We start from the raw sequence: 20753 nt of genomic DNA, 5'->3' as shown, positions 1-20753 counted from the left end.
CTTCCTTCGGTCAGCGCTAGAGCATCGGGTGCGGCGGGGTCTGCGTCCCCGGTGTGGGCACAGGGTCAAGGGATTCCCACGCCTCGCGAAGAATGCAGACTCCGCGTTCTAGGTGGTCGGCCCCCGCGGTGAAGGGCACACGGATGAATCGCTCGCGCGCGCCATCGATTCCGAACCGAGGCCCGGCGGTGATGCGGACTCCTCGGGGTTGGCAGGCAGATGCCAGCGCTGAGCTGAGGGGTGCGCCGAGCTCGACCCACAACGCCAGTCCGCCATGCACGTCGGGGATGCGCCAGTCGGGGAGACTGGTTCGCAGGAGTGAGACCAGGAGGTCCCGGCCAGCTCTCAGTTGATCAGCGCGGCGGGTCAGGAGCAGGTCGTAGCATTCCAGTACCCGGGTGGCGATGAGCTGTTCGATGACGGGTGTGCCGAGGTCGTCCGCAGGCCTCCGGGTGATCAGGCGGCTGATCATGGCGGGTTCCGCGCGAATCCAGCCGACTCGCAGGCCACCCCAGATGGTCTTGCTGAGCGACCCCACGCTCACCAGCGTGTCGGCGTCTCGCGTGGTGGTCAGCGAGGGGAACGTCGGCGGGCTGTCGGGTCGGTCGATGTCGAGGTCGGCCGTTGTCTCGTCGATCAACACCAGGGCACCGTTGCGACGGGCACTCGCGATGACCCGCTCGCGTTGTTCGGCGTTCATCGACGAGCCGGTGGGATTGTGGAAGTCGGGGATGAGGTAGATCAGTTCGGGACGCACTCGCTCGATGGCGCTGACCAGGTGGTCGATGTCCCACCCGGTCGTCGTCACCGGGGTACTGACGAGCCGCCCGCCGGCGTTGCGGAGCGCCTCGTAGGCGTGCGGGTACGTCGGCGTCTCGATCAGGACTCGATCGCCGTGCCGTAGCACTGTCCTCGCGGTCAGAGCGATGGCGTTCTGGGCGCCGAGGGTGATCAGAATCTGATCGGGTCCGGTCTGGGCACCGTGCTCGGTGTAGCGGGCGGCGATCGATTCACGCAGGCGTTGCTGGCCGACGAGGTCGAACCCCGAGTGCTCGAGCACGGTGGGCGCCCGGTCGGCCACCGCGCGGACGATCTCGTCGAGGCCGGCCACCGGGGCCGGGACTGATCGTGCGAAGTCGACCTCGAGGTCGCTCCGGCCGGGGAGCGCCCGCGGAAGGACCAGGACACTTCCCGACCCTCTCATGCTGATGAGGTGTCCGCTCTCGCGCAGCGCCCGGTAGGCCGCGACGATCGTGGTGCGACTGCGGCCCAGCTCCTCGGCCAGTTCACGCTCGGCGGGCAGCCGCGTGTGAGTGGCGAGTCGACCGTCGCTCAGCAGCAATGTGATTCGGTCACTGAGGGCCGCGTAGACCGGTTCGGCAGAGTCCCACTCACCCAGTAGCGTCGCGAGTTGTCTGGCGCCGATGCGGGAGCGGGCCAGCGGTCGTCTCGTCGCCTGCCGGCGACGGGGTGTCGACGTCATCGGGCTCGACCGCCATCCATCCGAGCACCCCGCTGGGATGGCCGGCTGGCCCAGGCTGCAGCGTCGCCGCCCCACCGGCCGGCGGCCGCGGGGTATCGCCCCGGGGCGTCCGGGACACTGATCGCGGGCGCAGCGAAGGTCACCCTCCCCGCATCGGAGGTCACGGTCTGGGTGGTCGGCGGCGCCACCGGTTCCGCAGCACCGGCGTCACGTGGCCCGGGGACGGTGTTCCCGGTGGTCTCGAGCAGCTCGTGGGCCAGCCGGCAGAGCGACACCGAGACGTGCACTGTCGCGCCGTCGGAAGCCTGGTCGACAAGACTTCGGGCAATCGCGGCGGCGAGGAAGTGCCCCGCGCTGTGGTCGAGGGCCTGCGCCGGTAACGCTCCCGGGCGTGCCCCATCGGGGCTCTCGACCATCGCGATGCCGGTCGCGGCCTGGACGATGCTGTCAAACCCGCGCCGGGAACGCCACGGCCCCTCGCGTCCCCACGCGCTGACCGAACCGATCACCAGGCCCGGGTAGTCCTCGGCGAGTTGATCGGGAGACAGCCCATAGCGGTCCAACGCGCCCGGGCGGTAACCGGTGACCACCACTTCAGCGGTCGCGAGCAGGTCGGTGAGCACCCGCCGATCGACCCGCGACGCCAGGTCGAGGGTGGTCGAACGTTTGCCCTGGCCCGTGTCGAGGTGTTGCCAGTCGATCTCGGGAAGACGCGGTGAGTCGACTCGGAGCACGTCGGCACCTGCATAGGCGAGATCGCGGGTGGCCACGGGCCCGGCGATCACCCGGGTCATGTCGAGAACCCGCAACCCCGACAAGGGCAGCGAGCACCCGCCGGGCCAGCGCCGCGCTCGGGCCGCTCCCACTGTCTCACGACGGATCAGCGGCGTATCGGCCACGGCGGCCGCGTGCGGATGACGCGCCCACGCCTGACGATCACGGACCGCAACCACAATCGCGCCCTTCTCGGCCGCGATGTCCTCGAGTTCGACAGCACTGCGTTCGGCGACGGCCGCTGCGAACGTCTCGACGCCGGCTGCGTCATCGAGCCCGAGCAGGAGGCGCAGCCGCTGTTCATGGTGTGGATAGTTCGCATGTGTGCGAACCCAGCCGTCGCGGGCCGGCCAGAACCCGGACAACGGTGCCCACGCCCGCGGGAGCTGGTCGTCGAGTCGGAAGTGCCTCTCGCTGGTCACCGACGTGGTGATGAAATCGCCCCGAAGACGCAGCGGACGTGGCTCTCGCCGACCCCGCATGGCAGCGACCTGTTCGATCGCCGCAGAAGCCATGCCGATGCTGTCGGTGACCAGCTCGGCGACATCGAGCCGGGAATCAAGCCTCACCGGTGGGTTCTCGCACCCGATGTCCCCCGGGTCCCCTGCGGACGCACCGAGATCGTTCCACGCCCGTTCCGCGAAACGACCCACCGTCATGAGTCGGCCCGCCCGAGGTCGGACATCCACTCGTGGCGGTCGTGTCGATCGCCGTGGTGGAGCGACGACAGCTCAGCACGCATGAGTGATGCGACAGACCGGGAGCCAGGAGGAGGGGTCTCGATCAGCAGATCCTCGCCGACCAGCCCGGCGACGGGAGTGATGACCGCGGCGGTGCCGACGGCGAAGACCTCTCTCAGTTCACCACTGGCGGCGGCGGCGCGCCATTCCTCTACGCTGATCGGCCGCTCGATCGCGCGGTATCCCATATCCCGCGCGAGGCACAGGACACTGTCGCGGGTCACACCCGCGAGAATCGCTCCGCTCAGAGGAGGCGTCACAAGTGTCCGATCGGCAAAGACGAAGAAGATGTTCATGTTACCGGCTTCCTCAACCCACGTCCGGGTGCTCGCATCGGTGAAGAGAACCTGAGCGCATCCGTTGGCCCGCGCCTGGTGCAGCGCGGGCAGTGATGCCGCGTAGTTGCCGCCGCACTTGGCCTCTCCCGTTCCGCTGGGTCCGGCCCGTGAGTAGTCACGCGACAGCCACAACCTGATGCCGTTGTCCGCGTCGGCGAAGTAGGGACCGGCCGGGGAGGCGATCACTCCGTACGTCGCCTCGCGCGACGGACGAACTCCGAGAAAGGCCTCGGTGGCGATGAGGAACGGTCGCACATACAAGCTCGCGCCCCTCTGGTGCGGGACCCATCCGGCGTCGGCTCGCGCCAGTTGCCGAATCGACTCGATGAACAGGCTCTCCGGTAGTTCCGGCATCGCGAGGCGAGCTGCCGACGACGCGAATCGGCGCGCATGAGCATGTGCGCGGAACGCCCGCAGGTGACCGTCGGCGTGGCGATACACCTTGAGCCCTTCGAAAACCCCCTGGCCATAGTGGAGGACCGCTGATCCCGGATTCAGCGACAGCGGACCGAACGGCACCACGCGCGCGTCGCGCCATCCGCCTGTCTCGGAGTAGTCGATGAGGACCATGTGGTCGGTGAAGTGGTGCCCGAACTCCGGATCGCCCAGGGCGCCTGAGAGTCGCCCGTCCCCCGGTGGTCTGGTGCTCCGTCGGACGATGAAGGCGTCACCGGCTCTCTCGGCGTGGCCCAGCGGGGCGTCTGTGGTCATCAGCGAGCTCCTTCTTCACGACCCGACGCTCTTGAGTGAACCCCGTGCGCCGTACGGCGTCGCCATCCAATCCGGCACGGCTGGACTGGTCCACGCTCCTCACGACCACCCGGGGAGTCCACCCGGTGCGAGGTGGCAGTGGCCAGATGCCCCGCGATCAGGACAGCATGGCGTCATGTCCCCCACCGACAGGGTCCACAGCGGCGAACGACGACTGTGGCGTGCCTACGAGCCCATCCACGCGATCTGCTACTTCCACCCGCAGTTCGCTTCGACCATGAGCGAAACCGGGTTGACAGGGTGGTGGAACGGCTACTTCGCGGGTCGCGCCGCCCCTCTTGGGCCGACGCCACCCCAGGTCGTGACCTCCCTGTTCTACGGCTTCTCACCCGCGATGGTCGCCCGCGCGGTCCCCAAGATCTGGACCCGGATCACTCCCGAGGCCGCCATCGAGGCACGGCTCGATGCCGCTGAGTGGGTTCTGGCCGAGCACGCCGACGCCGGTTCACGCGACGAGTTGCGCCGCGTGACGGACGACCTCGAACGCGTCATCGACACCCTGTCCTTCGACGGGCGGGCCCTCGCGAGCGCCTGGTACTCGGTCCCGCGACCGACGTCGGTGCTGCAGCGCCTCTGGTTGGCCACCACGGTCCTGCGCGAGCACCGCGGCGACGGCCACGTCATCGCCGCCACCGCCACCGGCTTCACGGGCCTGGAGGCGGCCATGACCCACATCGCCACGGGGCAGGTGAGCCGACGCATCATCCAGGAGAACCGCGGCTGGACCGACGCGCAGTGGGCGTCGGCGCGTCGCGCGCTCCTCGACCGCGGAATCCTCTCGGACGAGCAGACGCTCACCCCTCGAGGCACCGCGCTGCGCGACCGGATCGAAGACCTCACCGACCAGCTCGCCGCATCGTCGCTGCTGCTGTCGGACACCCCCGGCGGAACCATCCACGTCCTGACCTCACTGGCCCGGGCGCTTATCGACCGCGGGGCGGTCCCCGCCTCCAACCCCATCGGGGTTCCCCGCCCGTGACAGTCGACGCCACCGCGGCGTTTTCGCACTTCAGGGCATGTGAAGCACATTCTCTTCTCGCGTCCGATCCAGCAGGTCGGAAATCGTTCAAACGCCCCGGCCCCCGTGGCCGGGGCGTTTACCGTTGACCCGAGGACCGTGGAACGCCGTGAGGCGGGGACGAGAAGGGGTCAGGCGCTCGTGGACGCAGACGACGTGGATTTCCGGAGTGCGTCCCCGAGGGCCAGGCCACTCAAGGTGGTCGCGGCCGCCCTCGACCCGGACCACGAACCGGGGGCCGACCCGAAAGGCGAGAGCTACCCGGTCCTGCTCAAACTGTCTCGGGTGCTGGACCCCGAGGAGGCGAGGTTGCTCCTCGAACGCAACCCCTTCCTCCACGCCAGCGCGGGTTCGCGCAAGCTCATCGCCATGGACACCTCGGTGGAGACACTGCGGGAGCAGAAGGACCGGCTCCAACTCCTCCTCGCCGAGGTCGAGGCGGACGCTCTCGCCGAGCAGGCGCGGCGACGCTCGGAGGAACACCGCGCGGCCGAACAGCGGGTGGCCGAGCTCCGGCGCCGCAACGACGTGCTCGGCGAGATCGAGTGGTGAGCCGCTGAGGTCGTGGGGGGCCCGCTCTCGTGGGAGAGTGCTGTGATGAAGACCCCTCGCCCGCCCCGCTCAGTGCGGGGTGCCGCCCGCTCGGCCGTCGACCATCCCGCACTCGAGTGGCTGGCCCGTGCCGGTTTCGTCATGAACGGGATCCTCCACCTGCTCGTCGGGTGGATCGCGATCCGGATCGCGACGGGGTCGGGCGGCGAGGAGGCGTCCCACTCGGGTGCCCTCGCAGAGATCGCGTCCGCCCCGGGTGGCCAGGCGCTGCTCTGGGCCGGCGCGGTCGGCTTCCTCGCCCTGGGCCTGTGGCAGGTCGTCGAGATGATACTGGGGTCCGAGGAGGCCTCGGACAGGGCCAAAGCGGGAGCCAAGGCCGCGGTCTACCTGGCCCTCGGGGTCACGACGGCCCGGTTCGCCTCGGGAGGATCCGATTCGGACTCCGAGACCGCGTCCGGCACCACCGCCGGACTGCTGGGCTCCGGAGCGGGTAAGGTCGCGCTCGTCGTGGCGGGCCTCGTGATCATCGGCGTCGGCGCGCATCACGTCTACACGGGCGTCACCAAGAAGTTCGTCGAGGAGCTCGAACGCACCGGCGGCGGCACCGTGGGGCGGGCCATCGTCGTCTCCGGACAGCTCGGGTACATCGCCAAGGGCGCCGCGCTGGTCATCCTCGGCGGCCTGGTCATCGCGGCGGTCGCGACGGCGGACCCAGAGAAGGCGGGTGGCCTGGATGCCGCCCTGCGGACGGTCGGCGCGCAGCCGTTCGGGCAGATCCTGCTCATCACGACCGGAGTGGGGATCGCTCTCTACGGTGTCTACTCGATCGCGCGGGCCAGGTACTCCCGGATGTGAGACGCCGGGCCGTCAGCCGAGCTTGGGGAAATTCTGGGGGCAGTAGGTCCCCACGGCCGCACCCAGGAAGAAGCCCTGCTGCTCCGGCCCGAGTCGCCCGTGCTCACCCAACCAACCCGATACCTCGTCCATCTGCTGACCCCCGTCGAAGCGGCCGCATGCCTCCGTCGCGGTGGCCACCGGATCGACGCCCTCGGGCAACACCACGCCCTGCCTCTGCAGCAACGCGGCGAAGTCGCCGCCACCGGGGGCGACGGGCGCGGGCTGAGCCGCCGGGGGTTCGTCCGGTCGGGGCTCCGGTTCGGGTTCGCCCGGCAACGGTTCCGGCCGCGGCTCGGGCGGCGGCGGAGGGGTCACCGGCCCGGTGGGCTTCTCCGGTCGCTCCTCGGCGAACGGGGTGCTCGTGGCGGGCGTCGTGGTGGTCTCCGTGGCCACCTCCGGAGCCTCCCCGTCCACCGTCGCCCCGCCACACCCCGCCAGTGACACGGCGAGCACGACGGCACCGAGACCGGACGCTGCTGTCAGGATGCGTGAACTCATGGTGCGCATGGTAGGTCAACGGACCCGGTCCGCGGGCAATCGCACCGTCGCCAGCACGCCCAGGTGATCGGTCGCCCGCACCCGGACGGTGTCGGTCTCCCCCACCGCCTGCACTCCCCGCGCGAGTACGTGGTCGATGCCGATGAGGGGTGGGACACTCCTGTCGGCGGGCCAGGTGGGCACCCAACCGTCGCCGCCGCCGGAGACCGAGTCGGTGTACCCGAGCCCGCGGAGTCCGCGGAACCGGGCGTGGTCCCAGGTGGCGTTGAAATCGCCGCCCACCACAACCGGGGCCGGGCCGGGCAGCCCGCCGAGGAACCAGCGCAGTCGATCCGCCTCCTCGACCGCGGCAGGGCCGTCGAACACCGGCGCGACGGGATGGGCGACCACCACCGTGACAGGACCCCCGGGGCCGGCCATGCCGGCGCGAAGGACCCCCAGACTGAAACCGGGCACCCGCTCGGGTGGCGACAGCGGATACCGGGACCACGCCGCGACCCCGGCTGCCTGCGGCGCGGCGCCGGAGGCCTCGTACGCGAGCACCTCCTCGAGGCCCGCGGCACGGAGCCCCTCGAGCGCCTCCGGCGTGACCTCCACCGCCAGCAGCAGATCGACCCCGCCGTCGCGGACGGCGCGGACCACGTCGACGGGATCCGCTCCTCCGAACTGCAGGTTCTGCACCAGCACCCTGAGGTCGATCCCGTCGTCGTCGTACCCGCGGGCGGGTGACACCAACGGGCCGTACTGGGCCACACCCGCACCGACCAGCGCCACGGCCATCACCGTCAGCACCACCGAACGGGCACGGAGGGCCGCGAGCACAGCGACCAGGGAGAACGCCCACGCCCACAGGGCGAACGTCGCGAGAACCAGGACCGCGGGGATCTCGGAGGTCGAGTGATGCAGAGCGATCCCCGCCACGGCCACGAGCCCGGCCAGCACGGCCGTCGCGCGGGCGACCGGGCGGGGCCGCGTCACCGCAGGAACTTGCGCAGGTCCCCCAGTGCCGCGATCACCCGGTCGAGGTCGTCACCGTTGCGGACCATCGATCGGACGGTCTCCGCCACCGACGCGATCGACGGCGAGGACGACGGCCCGGGATCGGGCGCGACAGGCCCGCCGACGAGCGCGCCCGAGGCCGCGCGGGCCGCCCCCGACCGACGCACATCCGGGCCGAGCTCCACCTCGAAGCGGTCGCCCATGTCGTCGGACCCCAGACAGCGCACGCGCTCGTCAGCGGGGACCCCGGCCGCCCGGACCGCGTCGACGAACTCGTACAGCTCGCCGTAGGTGACCCCGTCGAGGGTGAGGGTGAGGTTCATCTTCACAGCCATGGCCCCAGGGTATCGGCGCGTCACCGGCCGGCGCATCGGTGACAACCCTGGTTCGATCCCTCGGACGACTCAGTTCTCACCCCAGAAGACGCGGTCCACCGCCTTGCGACCGTGGCGGGTGACCCGGCGGTACTGGTTGAGGAACTCCGCGCCGTCGGACGACTCCGAGCAGATGCTGGCGACGGCGGCGAGGACCTTGCCCTGACCGGGGAGTTGGTCCACCGCCTTGCCGCGCGCCAGCACCAGTGCGTTACGGGCACGGGCGGCCATGAGCCACGACTGGACCAGGGCGTCGCGCTCGCTCTCCGAGATCAGCTCCGCGGCGGCGGCGGCCTCCAGCGCCTCCAGGGTCGAGGTGGTGTGCAGGCCGGGCACCCGAGCAGCGTGCTGCATGGTCAGTAGCTGGGCGGACCACTCGACGTCCGCCAGTCCACCGCGTCCCAGCTTGGTGTGGGTGGCCGGGTCGGCGCCCCGAGGCAATCGCTCGGTGTCGATCCGCGCCTTCATCCGCCGGATCTCCTGCACCACCTTCGGCGGCACCCCGTCCGCCGGATAGCGGAACTCGTCGATCATGTGCAGGAAGTCAAGACCCAGGTCGCGGTCCCCGGCCGCGAACGCCGCCCTGAGCAGGGCCTGCAGTTCCCACGTCTCCGCCCACTTGGAGTAGTAGGCGCGATAGGACGCGAGGGTCCGGACCAGTGGCCCGTTGCGGCCCTCCGGGCGCAGGTCGGCGTCGAGGTCGAGTGGGGGATCCGACGACGGCGACGAGAGCAACCGTCCCACCTGCTCGGCCACCTGGACCGCCCACCGGACGGCCTCGTCCTCCGCGACGCCCTCCACCGGGTCGCACACGATCATCACGTCCGCGTCGGACCCGTAGGACAGCTCGTCCCCGCCGAGACGTCCCATCCCGATGTACGCGAGCCGGGCCGGCGGCGCCTGCCCCTCCGGGGACAGGTCCCTGATCACCGACGCCAGGGACGCCTCGAGCACCGCCCGCCACACCGCGGACAGACGCTTGCCCACCTCCGGCACGGAGATCAACCCCAGCACGTCGGCGGCCCCGATCCGGGCCAGCTCCGCTCGGCGCAGCGACCTCGCCGCGGCGATGACCTTCTCGGGGGTGCGGTGGCGGGACGCCGAGGCGGACAGCGCGGAGGCGATGTCGGAGACCTTGGACGCCACGAGCACAGGCCCCTCGGCCCCGTCGGTCAGGTCGGGGATGACCTCGGGGTTCCGCAGCAGGAGCTCGGAGACGAAGACCGAGGTGCCCAGCACCGTCACCAACCGGCGCGCCACGATGCTGTCGTCCCGCAGCACGCGCAGGAACCAGGTGATGTTCTGGTGCTCTTCGCACAGTTTCCGGTAGGCCAGGAGCCCGGCGTCCGGGTCCGGGGTGTCGGCGAGCCATTCCATGAACGCGGGCAGCAGCAGCGCCTGGATCCGGCCACGCCGGTTGTTCTGACCGGCGAGGGCCCGGAGGTGTCCGAGCGCGTGACGGGGTGCGCCGAACCCGAGTGCCGCCAGCTGCCGCTCCATCGCCTCGGAGCTCAGGGACAGTGCTTCCGCGTCGTAGGCGGCGATCGAGTCCAGCAGAGGGCGGTAGAACAGTTTGGAGTGCAGTCTGCGCACCCGGCTCCGGACCTGGCGCAGCTGCTCGAGCAACACCTCCGAGGCATCGTGCCTGCTGCTCGGCCGGATGTGGGCGGCCCTGGCGAGCCAGCGGTAGGCCTCCCGGTCGCCGTCCTCGGGGAGCAGGTGGGTGCGCTTGTAGCGCTGGAGCTGGAGCCGGTGTTCGAGCAGACGCAGGAACTCGTAGGCGGCCACGAGGTTGGAGCCGTCCTCGCGGGCGATGTACCCGCCCGCCCGGAGCGCGCCGAGCGCGTCCACCGTGCTGGTGACCCGGAGTTCCTCGTCGGTTCGACCGTGCACCAGTTGGAGGAGCTGGACGGCGAACTCGACGTCCCGCAGGCCTCCCCGGCCGAGCTTGAGTTCGCGTTCGCGGAGCGCCTCGGGGACGTTCTCCTCGACGCGTCGACGCATGGCCTGGACGTCCTGGACGAAATCGTCCCGTTCGGAGGCCGTCCACACCAGCGGGTGCACGGTCTCGTAGTACTCGGTGGCCAGGGCCAGGTCGCCGGTCATCGGGCGGGCCTTGAGCAGCGCCTGGAACTCCCACGTCTTGGCCCACCGCCTGTAGTAGGCCGCGTGGGACTCCAGGGTCCGCACCAGTTCGCCGGACTTGCCCTCCGGTCGCAGGGCGGCGTCCACCTCGAAGAAGGCCATGGATCCGATGCGCATCATCTCCCCGGCCACTCGCCCGGTCTTGGCGTCCGCTGGTTCGGAGACGAAGATGATGTCGACGTCGGAGATGTAGTTGAGCTCGCGGGCCCCTCCCTTTCCCATGGCCACCACCCCGAGCCGACCGGGCATGGGCGAGTCCGGGTACACCGTGGCGACGGCCACGGCGAGCGCGGCGGTCAACGCCGAGTCCGCGAGATCGGCCAGACGGCGGCCCACCTCGGCGAACGGCAACACCGGCTCGTCCTCGACCGTGGACGCCACGTCGTGGGCGGCCAGCAGCGCCACGTGGTCCCGGTAGGCCGACCGGAGCACGTTCACGGCCGCGCCACCGGTGACCCCGGCCCGGTAGGTACCGACACTGCGGAGGTCCACGGACTGTGACGGCGTCGGGGCGCCGTCGACGGGCTCCTCGGGGACGGCGTCGACCGCTCCCAGCATGTCCGCCAGGACGTCCTCCCGGGACGGCAGTGGCGAACGGAGCAGTGCCCAGCGGGTGGGCTGCGCGACCAGATGGTCCCCCAGTGCGCTGGACGCGCCGAGCAGTCCCAGCAGGCGTCCCCGCAACGGGAGGTCGGACCGCAGCGCCGAGTCCAACCCCGCTACGCCGGTGTCGTCGCCACCGCCCGGAGCCGGTCCCCCGCCCGACGATTCGGCCGCCAGTGCCTCCCGCAGCCGCACCAGCGTCCCCAGGGCGAGATCCGGGTCGGGTGCGCGCGAGAGCGCCCACATCAGCGGTGTGGCGTCCTCGTCGGTCCACCCCAGGTAGTGCAACCAGTCCCCGGCGCGCGCATCGAGCAGTCCCAGCCTGCCCGGGCTGGGCACCCTGGACCGCGAGGAGTCCATACTCACCGGGACCGTCCGATCAGCGCGCTGGGTGATCTCACAGCGCGAGGTAGCTACGGAGCTCGTACGGGGTCACCTCGTTGCGGTACTCCCGCCATTCCCGACGCTTGTTGCGCAGGAAGAACTCGAACACGTGCTCACCGAGTGCCTCGGCGACGAGCTCGGACTCCTCCATCGCGTCGAGGGCCTGCTCGAGGCTCCCCGGGAGGTCGGTGTACCCCATCGCCCGTCGTTCACGCCGGCTCATGGTCCACACGTCGTCCTCGGATTCCGGGGGCAGCTCGTATCCGTCCTGGACGCCCTTGATCCCGGCGGCGATCATCACGGCGTACGCGAGGTACGGGTTGCACGCCGAGTCCGGGCTGCGGACCTCGATCCGACGGGAGGACGCCTTGTTGGGCGTGTACATCGGAACGCGCACGAGCGCCGAGCGGTTGGCACGACCCCAGGTGGCGGCGGTGGGGGCCTCGCCGCCGCCGATGAGCCGCTTGTACGAGTTGACCCACTGGTTGGTGACGGCCGAGAACTCCGGGGCGTGACGCAGGATCCCGGCGACGAACGACTTCGCGGTGGTGGACAGCTGGTACTCGTCGTCCGCGTCGTGGAACGCGTTGGAGTCACCCTCGAACAGGCTCATGTGGGTGTGCATGGCCGACCCCGGGTGGTCACGGAGGGGCTTGGGCATGAACGACGCCCACACCCCGTTGTTCATGGCCACCTCCTTGACGATGTAGCGGAAGGTCATGATGTTGTCCGCCATGCTCAGCGCGTCCGCATACCGCAGGTCGATCTCCTGCTGCCCCGGCGCACCCTCGTGATGGGAGAACTCCACGGAGATGCCCATCGCCTCCAGCGCCTCGATCGCGTGCCGCCGGAAGTGCGGAGCCGAATCGTGCACCGCCTGGTCGAAGTAGCCGCCGTTGTCCGAGGGGACGGGCTCGGCCCCGTTGGTGTCAAGACTCTTGAACAGGAAGAACTCGATCTCGGGATGCACGTAGCAGGAGAAGCCGAGATCGGCCGCCTTGTTGAGCTGCCGGCGCAGGACGTGGCGCGGATCCGCCCAACTGGGGCTGCCGTCGGGGTTGAAGACGTCGCAGAAGATGCGCGCCGAGTGCTGGGCGCCGTCGGCATGCGCCCACGGCAGGACCTGGAACGTCGACGGATCCGGCTTGGCGATGGTGTCCGCCTCCGAGACCCGCGAGAACCCCTCGATGGCGGAGCCGTCGAAGCCGATCCCCTCCCCGAACGCCCCCTCGAGTTCTGCGGGTGCCACGGCCACTGACTTCAAGGTTCCGAGAACGTCGGTGAACCAGAGCCGGACGAACCGGATGTCGCGCTCTTCCAAGGTCCTGAGAACGTACTCCTGCTGGCGGTTCATGGGGTCCAACCTAGTGCCTGTCGTGTTACGGGCGTGTGACATCGGGCCCCCGACACGCCCACCGACCCCTCCCCGCGCCGTGCGGCCCCGGCCCAGGGACCCACGCCCCCGGGGTCGTGGCAGACTCATCGGCGACGGCGACGACCGTCACCGCCCCCTGTCCACCCGGGGACCGGCCCTCCTGCCGGCCTCGAGGTCACTGTAGGAAGGCCACACCGCCATGAGCGACAACCCAGACACCCCGGTCTACGGCTCCGGTGGTGCACCGGACGCGGGACCCCGGGGGCTGACGCGGGTGACCAGGATCCACCACCTCGCCGAAATGAAGACCGCGGGGGAACCCTGGCCCATGCTCACCGCCTACGACTACGTCTCCGCGCGTCTGTTCCAGGAGGCCGGGATCCCGGTCCTGCTGGTCGGGGATTCGGCGGCCAACGTGGTCTACGGGTACGACACCACGGTCCCCGTGACCGAGGACGAGATGATCCCTCTGGTCCGCGCGGTCACCCGGGGAGCCCCGAAGGCGCTCGTCGTGGCCGATCTCGTGTTCGGCAGCTACGAGACCTCCCCGGCTCAGGCGGTGTCCGCCGCCACGCGGATGATGAAGGAGGGCGGCGCCCAGGCCGTCAAACTGGAGGGCGGCGTCCGGATGGCCCCGCAGATCCGGGCGATCGTGGACGCCGGGATCCCCGTGATGGCCCACATCGGCTTCACCCCCCAGTCGGTCAACGGCCTCGGCGGCTTCCGAGTCCAGGGACGCGGGGACGCCGCTGGCGCACTGCGGGCCGACGCCCGCGCCGTGCAGGAGGCAGGAGCCTTCTCCGTCGTCATGGAGATGGTCCCCGCCGACCTCGCCAGGGAGGTCACCACCGAGTTGGACATCGCCACGGTCGGCATCGGCGCCGGGAACGGCTGCGACGCCCAGGTGCTGGTGTGGCAGGACATGGCCGGACACGGCACCGGGCGGACGGCGAAATTCGTCAAGCGTTACGCGCAGCTCGCCGACACGCTGCGCGACGCCGCCCGGGAGTACGGCGAGGAGGTCCGCGCCCGCGCGTTCCCCGGACCCGAGCACTCCTTCTGACGGCGCGGTCAGCCCCGATGACCCCACAGACCACGCTCCGCACCCCGTACCCGCGTATCGCGCCGTACGAGACCGGCATGCTCGACGTGGGCGACGGTCAGGGCCTGTACTGGGAGTGCTCGGGCAATCCCGACGGCGCCCCGGTGCTGTTCGTCCACGGCGGCCCCGGAGGCGGGACCACACCGGAGCATCGCCGGATGTTCGACCCGGAGTCCTACCGGATCATCCTGGTGGACCAGCGGGGCTGCGGACGGAGCACTCCGCACGTCGCGGACGGGGCGGACCTCGCCGTCAACACCACGTGGCATCTCACGGCCGACCTCGAACGCCTGCGTGAGGCGCTGGGGATCGACCGCTGGCTGGTGTTCGGGGGATCGTGGGGGACGACGCTGGCGCTGGCCTACGCCCAGCAGCATCCCGATCGCGTCCGCGGCCTGGTGCTCCGCGGGATCTTCCTGTGCCGACCGTCGGAGATCGACTGGTTCTACCGAGGCGGCGCCGCCCACCTGTTCCCCGACGCCTGGGAGGGCTACCTGGCGCCACTCGTCGCCGCCGAGGGCGCCGAGACGGTCCATCGGGACGGCTTCGACCACGTGGCCGCCTACCACCGCCTCCTACACTGCGGTGATCCGGCAATCGAGATCGCCGCCGCGCACGCGTGGACGACGTGGGAGACCACCACCTCCACCCTGCTCCCCCGGCCTCCCGCCGCGGACGGCGACGAGGCGGACCGGTTCGCCCTGGCCTTCGCCCGCATCGAGAACCACTACTTCGTCAACGATGCGTTCCTCGGCGGGCGGGCCATCCTGGACCGGATGGACCGGGTCGCGCATCTGCCGGCCGTGATCGTCCACGGCCGCTACGACGTGGTCTGCCCGGTCGCCAACGCCTGGGAACTGCATGCGGCCTGGCCGGGATCCGAGTTGCACATCGTCCCCGACGCCGGGCACGCGATGGCCGAGCCCGGCACCACCCATCACCTGCTCGAGGCGACCGACCGCTTCCGGCCCTGAGCCCCACGCCCGGCTCGGCGAGGGCTTTCGGGGATCAGACGACCCCGAAACGGCGCGAGGCGGCGACCGTGGCCTTCTGGTACCCCGACGGGAAGAGTCGGACCATCGCGTCGATCACGTACGCGTCGGGGCCCACCAACACACGGGCTCGGCGCCGCTCGACCGCGTCGAGGATCACCCGCGCGGCTGTCGTCGCCTCCGTCCGTGCGAACTTGGAGTCGAAGATCGCGGCGAAGGTCGCGCTGTCCAGACCCTCGGCCGCGCCGGCGCTCCTGGCGACCGCGGTCTTTATGCCACCGGGGTGGACACAGGTGACGTCCACGGGCTGGCCACCGGCGAGCATCTCCATCCGCAGCGATTCGGTGAACTGCTGCACCGCCGCCTTGGCCGCGTTGTAGGCGTTCTGTGTGGGCACCGAGAGGATCGCGAAGATGCTGGAGATGTTGACGATGTGTCCGTCCCCGGAGGCGATGAGGTGCGGCAGGAACTCCTTGGTGCCGTGGACGACCCCCCAGTAGTCCACGTCCATCACGCGGGCGATGTCCTTGTACCCGGACTGCGCGACCGACCCGGTGAACGCGATCCCGGCGTTGTTGACGACGAGGTGGACCACGCCGAACTGCTCGACCACGCGGCCCGCGTACTCGGCGACGGCGGCCTGCTCGGTGACGTCGAGCCGGTCGGAGTGCACCTCCACCGACGATTCCGCTCCGATCAGCCTCACCGTCTCGGCCAGTCCGTCGACGTCCACGTCGCTCAGGGCCAGCCGGGCCCCCCGCCGCGCCGCCTCCCGCGCGAGCTCACGGCCGATGCCGGAGCCGGCCCCGGTGATGACGACGACCTTGCCGTCCATCTGCCAGCGGGGACGGCGGGAGGTCAGGCCACCCAGGGCGCCGAGCACCCTGGTGATCGGCGCGCTCACCGGAGCGCCTCCTGCCCGGTGGGCACGGCGGCGGTTCGGTCGACCTCGGTCCGGCGGTAGGCGCTCACATCGAACTCCCTCGTCTGGTTGCGGAAGGTGAAGGTGAAATCGGGCCACACGGCCGGGGCGTTGCCCTTGGCGTCCAGGTACCAGCTCTTGCAGCCGGTCAGCCAGACCGTCTTGCCGGTGTTCTCGCGCAGCTCACGGTTGTACGCGTTCTGGACCGCCGCTCGGACGTCGACCGTCTGCAGGCCGCGGTCGCGCATGGCGCGGATCGCGTCCACGAGGTAGTTCAGTTGGGACTCGATCATGTAGATGATCGACGAGTGACCGAGGCCCGTCGCGGGACCCATGAGGACGAACATGTTGGGGTATCCGGCGACGGTGGTGCCCTTATAGGCCTCCATCCCCTCGCTCGCCCAGGTGTCCGCGAGGGTTCGTCCCGCCGAGTCGCGGACGCGCTCGAAGAACGGCGAGTCCGTGACGTGGAACCCGGTGGCCACCACCAGCACGTCCGCCGGGTGCTCCGCGCCGTCGGAGGTGACGATCCCGGTCTCTGTCACCCGGCTGATGGGCGTGGTCACCACGTCGACGTTCCGGCGACCGAGCGCCCGGTACCAGGTGTTGGACAGCAGGATCCGCTTGCACCCGATCTCGAAGTGCGGGGTCAGAGCGGCCCGCAGCTCGGGGTCGCGCACCGACATCGCGAGGTGCGCGCGCCCGAGCGCCTTGATCGGGGCGAGTGCGGCCCGGGTCCGGGTCAGTCCCACGACCTGGAGCTCACGGCTCGCGTACTGCAGGCCCCGGACCGCGCGCTGCAGACCGGGGACCCTGCGGTAGAGGGCGCGCTCGAACCCCGGGTACTTCCGGTCGATGCGGGGCAGCACCCAGGGCGCGGTGCGTTGGTAGACGTCCAGGTGCTCGACGGCCGGGGCGATGGACGGCACCACCTGGATCGCGGAGGCTCCGGTGCCGATCACCGCGACGCGCCGACCCGCCAGGGGGACCGAGTGGTCCCAGCGGGCAGTGTGGAAGACGGGGCCCGCGAAGTCGTCGATACCGTCGATCTCCGGGAGCTTGGGCTCGCACAGCGCACCGACGCCCAGGACCAGCACTCGCGCGTCGTACTCCCCCGCCGTGGTGCTCACCGTCCACCGGCCGCGGTTCTCGTCGTACTGCGCCGAGGTGACGTCGACGCCGAACCTGATCTTGTCCCGGACCCCGTGGTCGTGCGTGACGCGACGGATGTAGTCGTAGATCTCGCCCTGGGGGGAGAACGCCCGCGACCACTCCGGGTTGAGGGCGAAGGAATACGAGTACAGGTGGGATGGCACATCGCACGCCGCCCCCGGATAGGAGTTGTCGCGCCAGGTGCCACCCACGTCCTGGCCCCGCTCGACCACGATGAGGTCGTCTACCCCCTCCTCGGTGAGTCTGATGGCCGCCCCGAGTCCGGAGAATCCGGCCCCCACGACGAGGACGTCGACTCGTGTCGTCTGATCCACTTCTTCTCCCCACGGCGAGCATGTGATCGGAACCACTGCGATCTTACCCGCAAGTAAGTCCGAGCCGGCACGGGACGTCGACAAATGGTGGGTGGCGGCCCGGTCGCGACGCACCGGACCCGATGTTCACCCGGGCCTGATACAACCAGTCCATGACGATCAGCGAGACGGTGGAGATCGAGAGCAAGTTCGAGGTCGACCCCGACACCCCGATCCCCGCCGCGGACGCCTTCGCCCCCCTGCTCGCGGACGACCCCGTCGTGCACGAACTCTCGGCCACGTACTACGACACCGCCGACCTCAGCCTCACCCGCCACAAGGTCACCCTCAGACGCCGTACCGGCGGCGACGATTCCGGCTGGCACCTCAAGCTCCCCTCCGAGGCCGGACGGGTGGAGCTGCGGCTCCCGCTCGACCACGGCGACGACGTTCCGGCCGAACTCGTGGCCGCGGTGGCAGGGCTGGTCCGCCGCCGACCGCTCGCGCCCGTGGCCCGCGTGGACAACAGGAGACATGTGATGCTCCTGCGCGATCCCGACGGAGCCGCCGTCGTGGAGTTCTGCGACGACCGCGTCTCGACGCAGTCGTTCGCCACCGGGAACGCGGACGGGGACTGGCGGGAATGGGAGGTGGAACTGGTCGATCCGTCCCGGCCCGGAGCGAGGGGCCATCTCGACACCGTCGCCACCGCGTGCACCTCCGCCGGGGCCACGACCTCGTCGTCGTCGTCCAAACTCGCCCGCGCCCTCGGCCCCCTCCCCTCGCCGGACGACGCGGGCGTCTCCGCGGTGAGGGACGCCCTGCGGGAGGACCTCGACAAGGTACTCGACCACGATCCCGCCGCCCGGCGCGTCACCATGGTGGGCGTTCACCAGATGCGCGTGGCGGTCCGTGGCCTGCGCAGCACCATCAGCTCGTTCGCCGAGGAGCTCGAGGCGGAGACCGAGGGCACGGAGATCGACCTGGCCGACCTGCTCGACGAGCTCAAGGTTCTCGCCGCGGTCCTGGGTAAGGTCCGCGACATCCAGGTGGTCGACCAGCGGCTCGGAGGGCTGGCCGCCGAGTACCCGGACGACGTCGTGAGCCCGCTGACCAGGCAGCGACTGAGCGACGAGCTCGCTTCCGAGGAGCGACGTGCCGGCGCGCGGGTGACGGAGGCGTTGGGGTCCGACCGCTACCTCGCCCTGCTCGACCGGCTGCACCTGCTCGTCGACGTCGCCGGCACCGGCTCGGGTGGCCGCTCCGGCACCGACTCGGGCTCCGGATCGGGGCCCCGTTCCGGGGACACCGCGCCGACCTCGAAGAAGCGCAGGCGCGAGGCCCAGGACATGGTCCTGCGAGGAGTCGACCGACAGTTCGCCAAGTTCACCAAGGCCCGCACCCGCACCGAGCGCGACCTCGACTCGCTCGAGCTGACCCTGGCCCAACGCGAGGAACTGACCCACGTGGTCCGTAAGCGCGCCAAGGCACTGCGGCGCAACGTCGGCGCCCTCCGGGAGTCGGACGGACTGACCGTCGCGCCGCTGCGCACCGCGTGCCAGCGACTGCACACCGTGCTCGGCGACGTCCAGGACAGCGTGACCGCCCGGATGTGGATCCGGCGGATCGCCAGGCGGGCGGAGTCCGCGGGCGAGCCGACCTTCGGTTTCGGCGTGCTCTTCGAGCACGAGCGCGGCTTCTCCGAGCGCGCGCTGGCCGGGTTCGAGAGCGATGCGGCCACCGTCACCGCCGCCTACCGAGAGCTGTCGGAATCCCGGCGCGCGGCGCGGCGGAGGAAGACGACGAACAAGAAGAAGAAGAAGAAGAAGAAGGGCACCGGCACGTAGCGCCGCCCTTCTCAGTCCTTCTCGTCCTCTGCGTCCCACGCCTCGTTGCGGGCCTTCGCCTTGTCCAGCGCGGCCTCGGCCTCGCCGCGGGTGGCGTAAGGGCCCATGCGGTTGTCCCAGTTGGTCACCTTGCCCTGCAACGCCTGGCCCGTGCCGATGTCGTAGTACCACTGTTCTTCCGACATGACGGGCCTCCTGGGATCGTCCGGTGATCTGCCGACCCGTCCGACTCTACCCGGGGTTGCGACCCGGCTGGCTCCGTCTCACCGACTTGCGCGCCCACTTCGGCTCGCGCGGCGGATTCGCCCGGGGATTCCGGCGATGCGCGTGCGGAATGGACCCGAGACGCCGCGCAAGCCCAGCGAGGCGCGCACACGTCAAGATCGAGGCGAACGAGCCGGCCTGTAAGCCGGATCCTGTGCCCCTCCGCGGACGGAGAGGCGACGACCATCCATCTGGGCACACCGTCGCCGGGTACCTCGAGCGGTCCACCCGCGGACTCGGGCGAGCAGCCCTCTCGTGCATCTCTGCACTCCATCCGCGCAGCCGCACCGCGGGCGGTGCGGCCTTCGACCTTGCTCCGGGTGGGGTTTACCTAGCCGCCCCGGTCACCCGGGGCGCTGGTGCGCTCTTACCGCACCGTTTCACCCTTACCGCGCTCGCGGGCGCGGCGGTCTGTTTTCTGTGGCACTGTCCCGCGGGTCACCCCGGGTTGCTGTTAACAACCACCCTGCTCTGTGGAGTCCGGACTTTCCTCGGACCGGGGCCTGCCACCTGGTGGCGCCGGTTCCCCTGCCCGCGGCCGTCCGGCCGACTCGTTCGCCCTGGCGAGTCTAGTCGAGGTGCGAGGTGTCGTTGACCAGGTGCACCGACGTGGGACCGTCGGGATAGAACCGCACGTCGGACACCGAGGCCAGGTCCAGGTGGAGCCGGAAGAGCAGCTCGTCGCCGGCGTCGAGGGCCGCCCTGATCGCGAGCTTGATGGGCGTGACGTGACTGACCACGGCCACCACGCCGCCCGGGTTTTCGGAGACGATCCGGCGCAGTCCCCGCTCGACCCGGGCGCGGACCACGGCGAAGCTCTCGCCCCCGGGGGGCGGCACGGCGGTGTCAGACATCCAGCGTGAGTGCAGAGCGGGGTCCTGCTCCGCGGCCTCGGAGAAGGTCAGACCCTCCCAGAGTCCGAAATCCGTCTCGATGAGGTCGTCCTCGACAACCAGCGGGACTCCCGTCGCCTCGGCGGCCCGCTCGGCGGTCCCCAGGCACCGGCGCAGCGGGGAGGAGACGACCGCCGAGAGCCCGGGGAGGCGGGCCAACCGCTCTGCGGTGCGCTCGGCCTGGAGCACGCCCAGCTCTGTGAGGTCGGGGTCACCCTGTCCGGAGTACCGGCGGTCCACCGAGAGCGGGGTCTGACCGTGACGGGCCAGCACGATCCGGGTGGGTCTCCCGGCCGCGCCCGTCCAGCCGGGACCC

The 20753-nt window shown here is 70.6% G+C and carries 17 protein-coding genes, 1 other RNA gene and 1 pseudogene; 6 read left to right on the top strand and 13 right to left on the bottom strand.

The window, feature by feature from the left end; genetic code table 11:
• Positions 1 to 16: 16 nt before the first annotated feature.
• The 3 genes from CT688_RS06160 to CT688_RS06150 form a co-directional block, all read right to left on the bottom strand.
• Entirely contained in the window at positions 17 to 1483 is a 1467-nt protein-coding gene (locus tag CT688_RS06160; RefSeq protein ID WP_107756173.1) for a PLP-dependent aminotransferase family protein, read from the bottom strand.
• A complete protein-coding gene (locus tag CT688_RS06155) occupies positions 1480 to 2826 on the bottom strand; it encodes a CoA transferase (protein WP_159077993.1) in 1347 nt (448 codons plus the stop codon). Before CT688_RS06155 ends, CT688_RS06160 begins: the two co-directional genes overlap by 4 nt.
• A gap of 86 nt (positions 2827 to 2912) precedes the next feature.
• Positions 2913 to 4046 carry a branched-chain amino acid aminotransferase gene (locus CT688_RS06150; protein ID WP_231750525.1) on the bottom strand — a complete coding sequence of 378 codons (1134 nt, stop codon included), beginning with the start codon at positions 4044 to 4046 and terminating at the stop codon, positions 2913 to 2915.
• A 175-nt stretch (positions 4047 to 4221) separates the two neighbouring features.
• Here CT688_RS06150 and CT688_RS06145 point away from each other — a divergent pair, with 175 nt between their 5' ends.
• The 3 genes from CT688_RS06145 to CT688_RS06135 all read left to right on the top strand — a co-directional run bounded on the left by CT688_RS06145 (position 4222) and on the right by CT688_RS06135 (position 6531).
• Complete coding sequence (locus CT688_RS06145; protein ID WP_107756171.1) at positions 4222 to 5085, top strand: hypothetical protein; 864 nt, start codon at positions 4222 to 4224, stop codon at positions 5083 to 5085.
• A gap of 138 nt (positions 5086 to 5223) precedes the next feature.
• Positions 5224 to 5676 carry a hypothetical protein gene (locus tag CT688_RS06140; RefSeq protein ID WP_231750524.1) on the top strand — a complete coding sequence of 151 codons (453 nt, stop codon included), beginning with the start codon at positions 5224 to 5226 and terminating at the stop codon, positions 5674 to 5676.
• A gap of 45 nt (positions 5677 to 5721) precedes the next feature.
• Positions 5722 to 6531: a DUF1206 domain-containing protein gene (locus CT688_RS06135; protein ID WP_017835590.1), complete on the top strand. Its 810-nt coding sequence runs from the start codon at positions 5722 to 5724 to the stop codon at positions 6529 to 6531.
• A 12-nt stretch (positions 6532 to 6543) separates the two neighbouring features.
• On the opposite strand, the gene CT688_RS06130 is transcribed toward CT688_RS06135, so the two are convergent.
• From CT688_RS06130 to glnA, 5 genes are all read right to left on the bottom strand, one after another.
• Complete coding sequence (locus CT688_RS06130; RefSeq protein WP_231750523.1) at positions 6544 to 7071, bottom strand: DUF732 domain-containing protein; 528 nt, start codon at positions 7069 to 7071, stop codon at positions 6544 to 6546.
• 15 nt (positions 7072 to 7086) lie between these two features.
• On the bottom strand, positions 7087 to 8049 hold the full coding sequence (locus CT688_RS06125; RefSeq protein WP_231750522.1) for an endonuclease/exonuclease/phosphatase family protein: 963 nt from the start codon (positions 8047 to 8049) through the stop codon (positions 7087 to 7089).
• On the bottom strand, positions 8046 to 8405 hold the full coding sequence (locus tag CT688_RS06120) for a hypothetical protein (RefSeq protein ID WP_231750521.1): 360 nt from the start codon (positions 8403 to 8405) through the stop codon (positions 8046 to 8048). Before CT688_RS06120 ends, CT688_RS06125 begins: the two co-directional genes overlap by 4 nt.
• Positions 8406 to 8474: 69 nt before the next feature.
• Positions 8475 to 11552: a bifunctional [glutamine synthetase] adenylyltransferase/[glutamine synthetase]-adenylyl-L-tyrosine phosphorylase gene (locus tag CT688_RS06115; protein WP_107756168.1), complete on the bottom strand. Its 3078-nt coding sequence runs from the start codon at positions 11550 to 11552 to the stop codon at positions 8475 to 8477.
• A gap of 37 nt (positions 11553 to 11589) precedes the next feature.
• The gene (glnA, locus tag CT688_RS06110; protein ID WP_107756167.1) at positions 11590 to 12930 is read right to left on the bottom strand and encodes a type I glutamate--ammonia ligase; all 1341 of its coding nucleotides are present in this window, start codon (positions 12928 to 12930) and stop codon (positions 11590 to 11592) included.
• 220 nt (positions 12931 to 13150) lie between these two features.
• Here glnA and panB point away from each other — a divergent pair, with 220 nt between their 5' ends.
• Complete coding sequence (gene panB / locus CT688_RS06105; protein ID WP_107756166.1) at positions 13151 to 14014, top strand: 3-methyl-2-oxobutanoate hydroxymethyltransferase; 864 nt, start codon at positions 13151 to 13153, stop codon at positions 14012 to 14014.
• Positions 14015 to 14031: 17 nt separating this feature from the next.
• The gene (gene pip / locus CT688_RS06100) at positions 14032 to 15027 is read left to right on the top strand and encodes a prolyl aminopeptidase (protein WP_107756165.1); all 996 of its coding nucleotides are present in this window, start codon (positions 14032 to 14034) and stop codon (positions 15025 to 15027) included.
• Between the two features lie 34 nt (positions 15028 to 15061).
• Here the strand turns inward: pip and CT688_RS06095 are convergent, their stop codons facing one another.
• Together CT688_RS06095 and CT688_RS06090 are read right to left on the bottom strand one after the other, a co-directional pair.
• Positions 15062 to 15880, bottom strand: coding sequence for an SDR family oxidoreductase (locus CT688_RS06095; protein ID WP_107758043.1), 819 nt, complete (start codon positions 15878 to 15880; stop codon positions 15062 to 15064).
• A 65-nt stretch (positions 15881 to 15945) separates the two neighbouring features.
• Complete coding sequence (locus CT688_RS06090; protein WP_107756164.1) at positions 15946 to 17454, bottom strand: NAD(P)/FAD-dependent oxidoreductase; 1509 nt, start codon at positions 17452 to 17454, stop codon at positions 15946 to 15948.
• 152 nt (positions 17455 to 17606) lie between these two features.
• Between CT688_RS06090 and CT688_RS06085 the strand changes: the two genes are divergently transcribed.
• Positions 17607 to 19280: a CYTH and CHAD domain-containing protein gene (locus CT688_RS06085; RefSeq protein ID WP_107756163.1), complete on the top strand. Its 1674-nt coding sequence runs from the start codon at positions 17607 to 17609 to the stop codon at positions 19278 to 19280.
• An 11-nt stretch (positions 19281 to 19291) separates the two neighbouring features.
• On the opposite strand, the gene CT688_RS17310 is transcribed toward CT688_RS06085, so the two are convergent.
• The 3 genes and pseudogenes from CT688_RS17310 to CT688_RS06075 all read right to left on the bottom strand — a co-directional run.
• A complete protein-coding gene (locus tag CT688_RS17310; RefSeq protein ID WP_156607149.1) occupies positions 19292 to 19465 on the bottom strand; it encodes an SPOR domain-containing protein in 174 nt (57 codons plus the stop codon).
• A gap of 204 nt (positions 19466 to 19669) precedes the next feature.
• Positions 19670 to 20098, bottom strand: an RNA gene (gene rnpB / locus CT688_RS06080) — RNase P RNA component class A.
• A 15-nt stretch (positions 20099 to 20113) separates the two neighbouring features.
• Positions 20114 to 20749: pseudogene (locus CT688_RS06075) on the bottom strand (histidine phosphatase family protein); the annotation flags it as partial.
• Positions 20750 to 20753: the final 4 nt, after the last annotated feature.

This window comes from Dietzia sp. JS16-p6b, assembly GCF_003052165.1.
Classification (GTDB): Bacteria; Actinomycetota; Actinomycetes; order Mycobacteriales; family Mycobacteriaceae; genus Dietzia.
The sequence above is the reverse complement of the archived record's forward strand: the minus strand, read 5'-3'. Positions and strand labels throughout refer to the sequence as shown.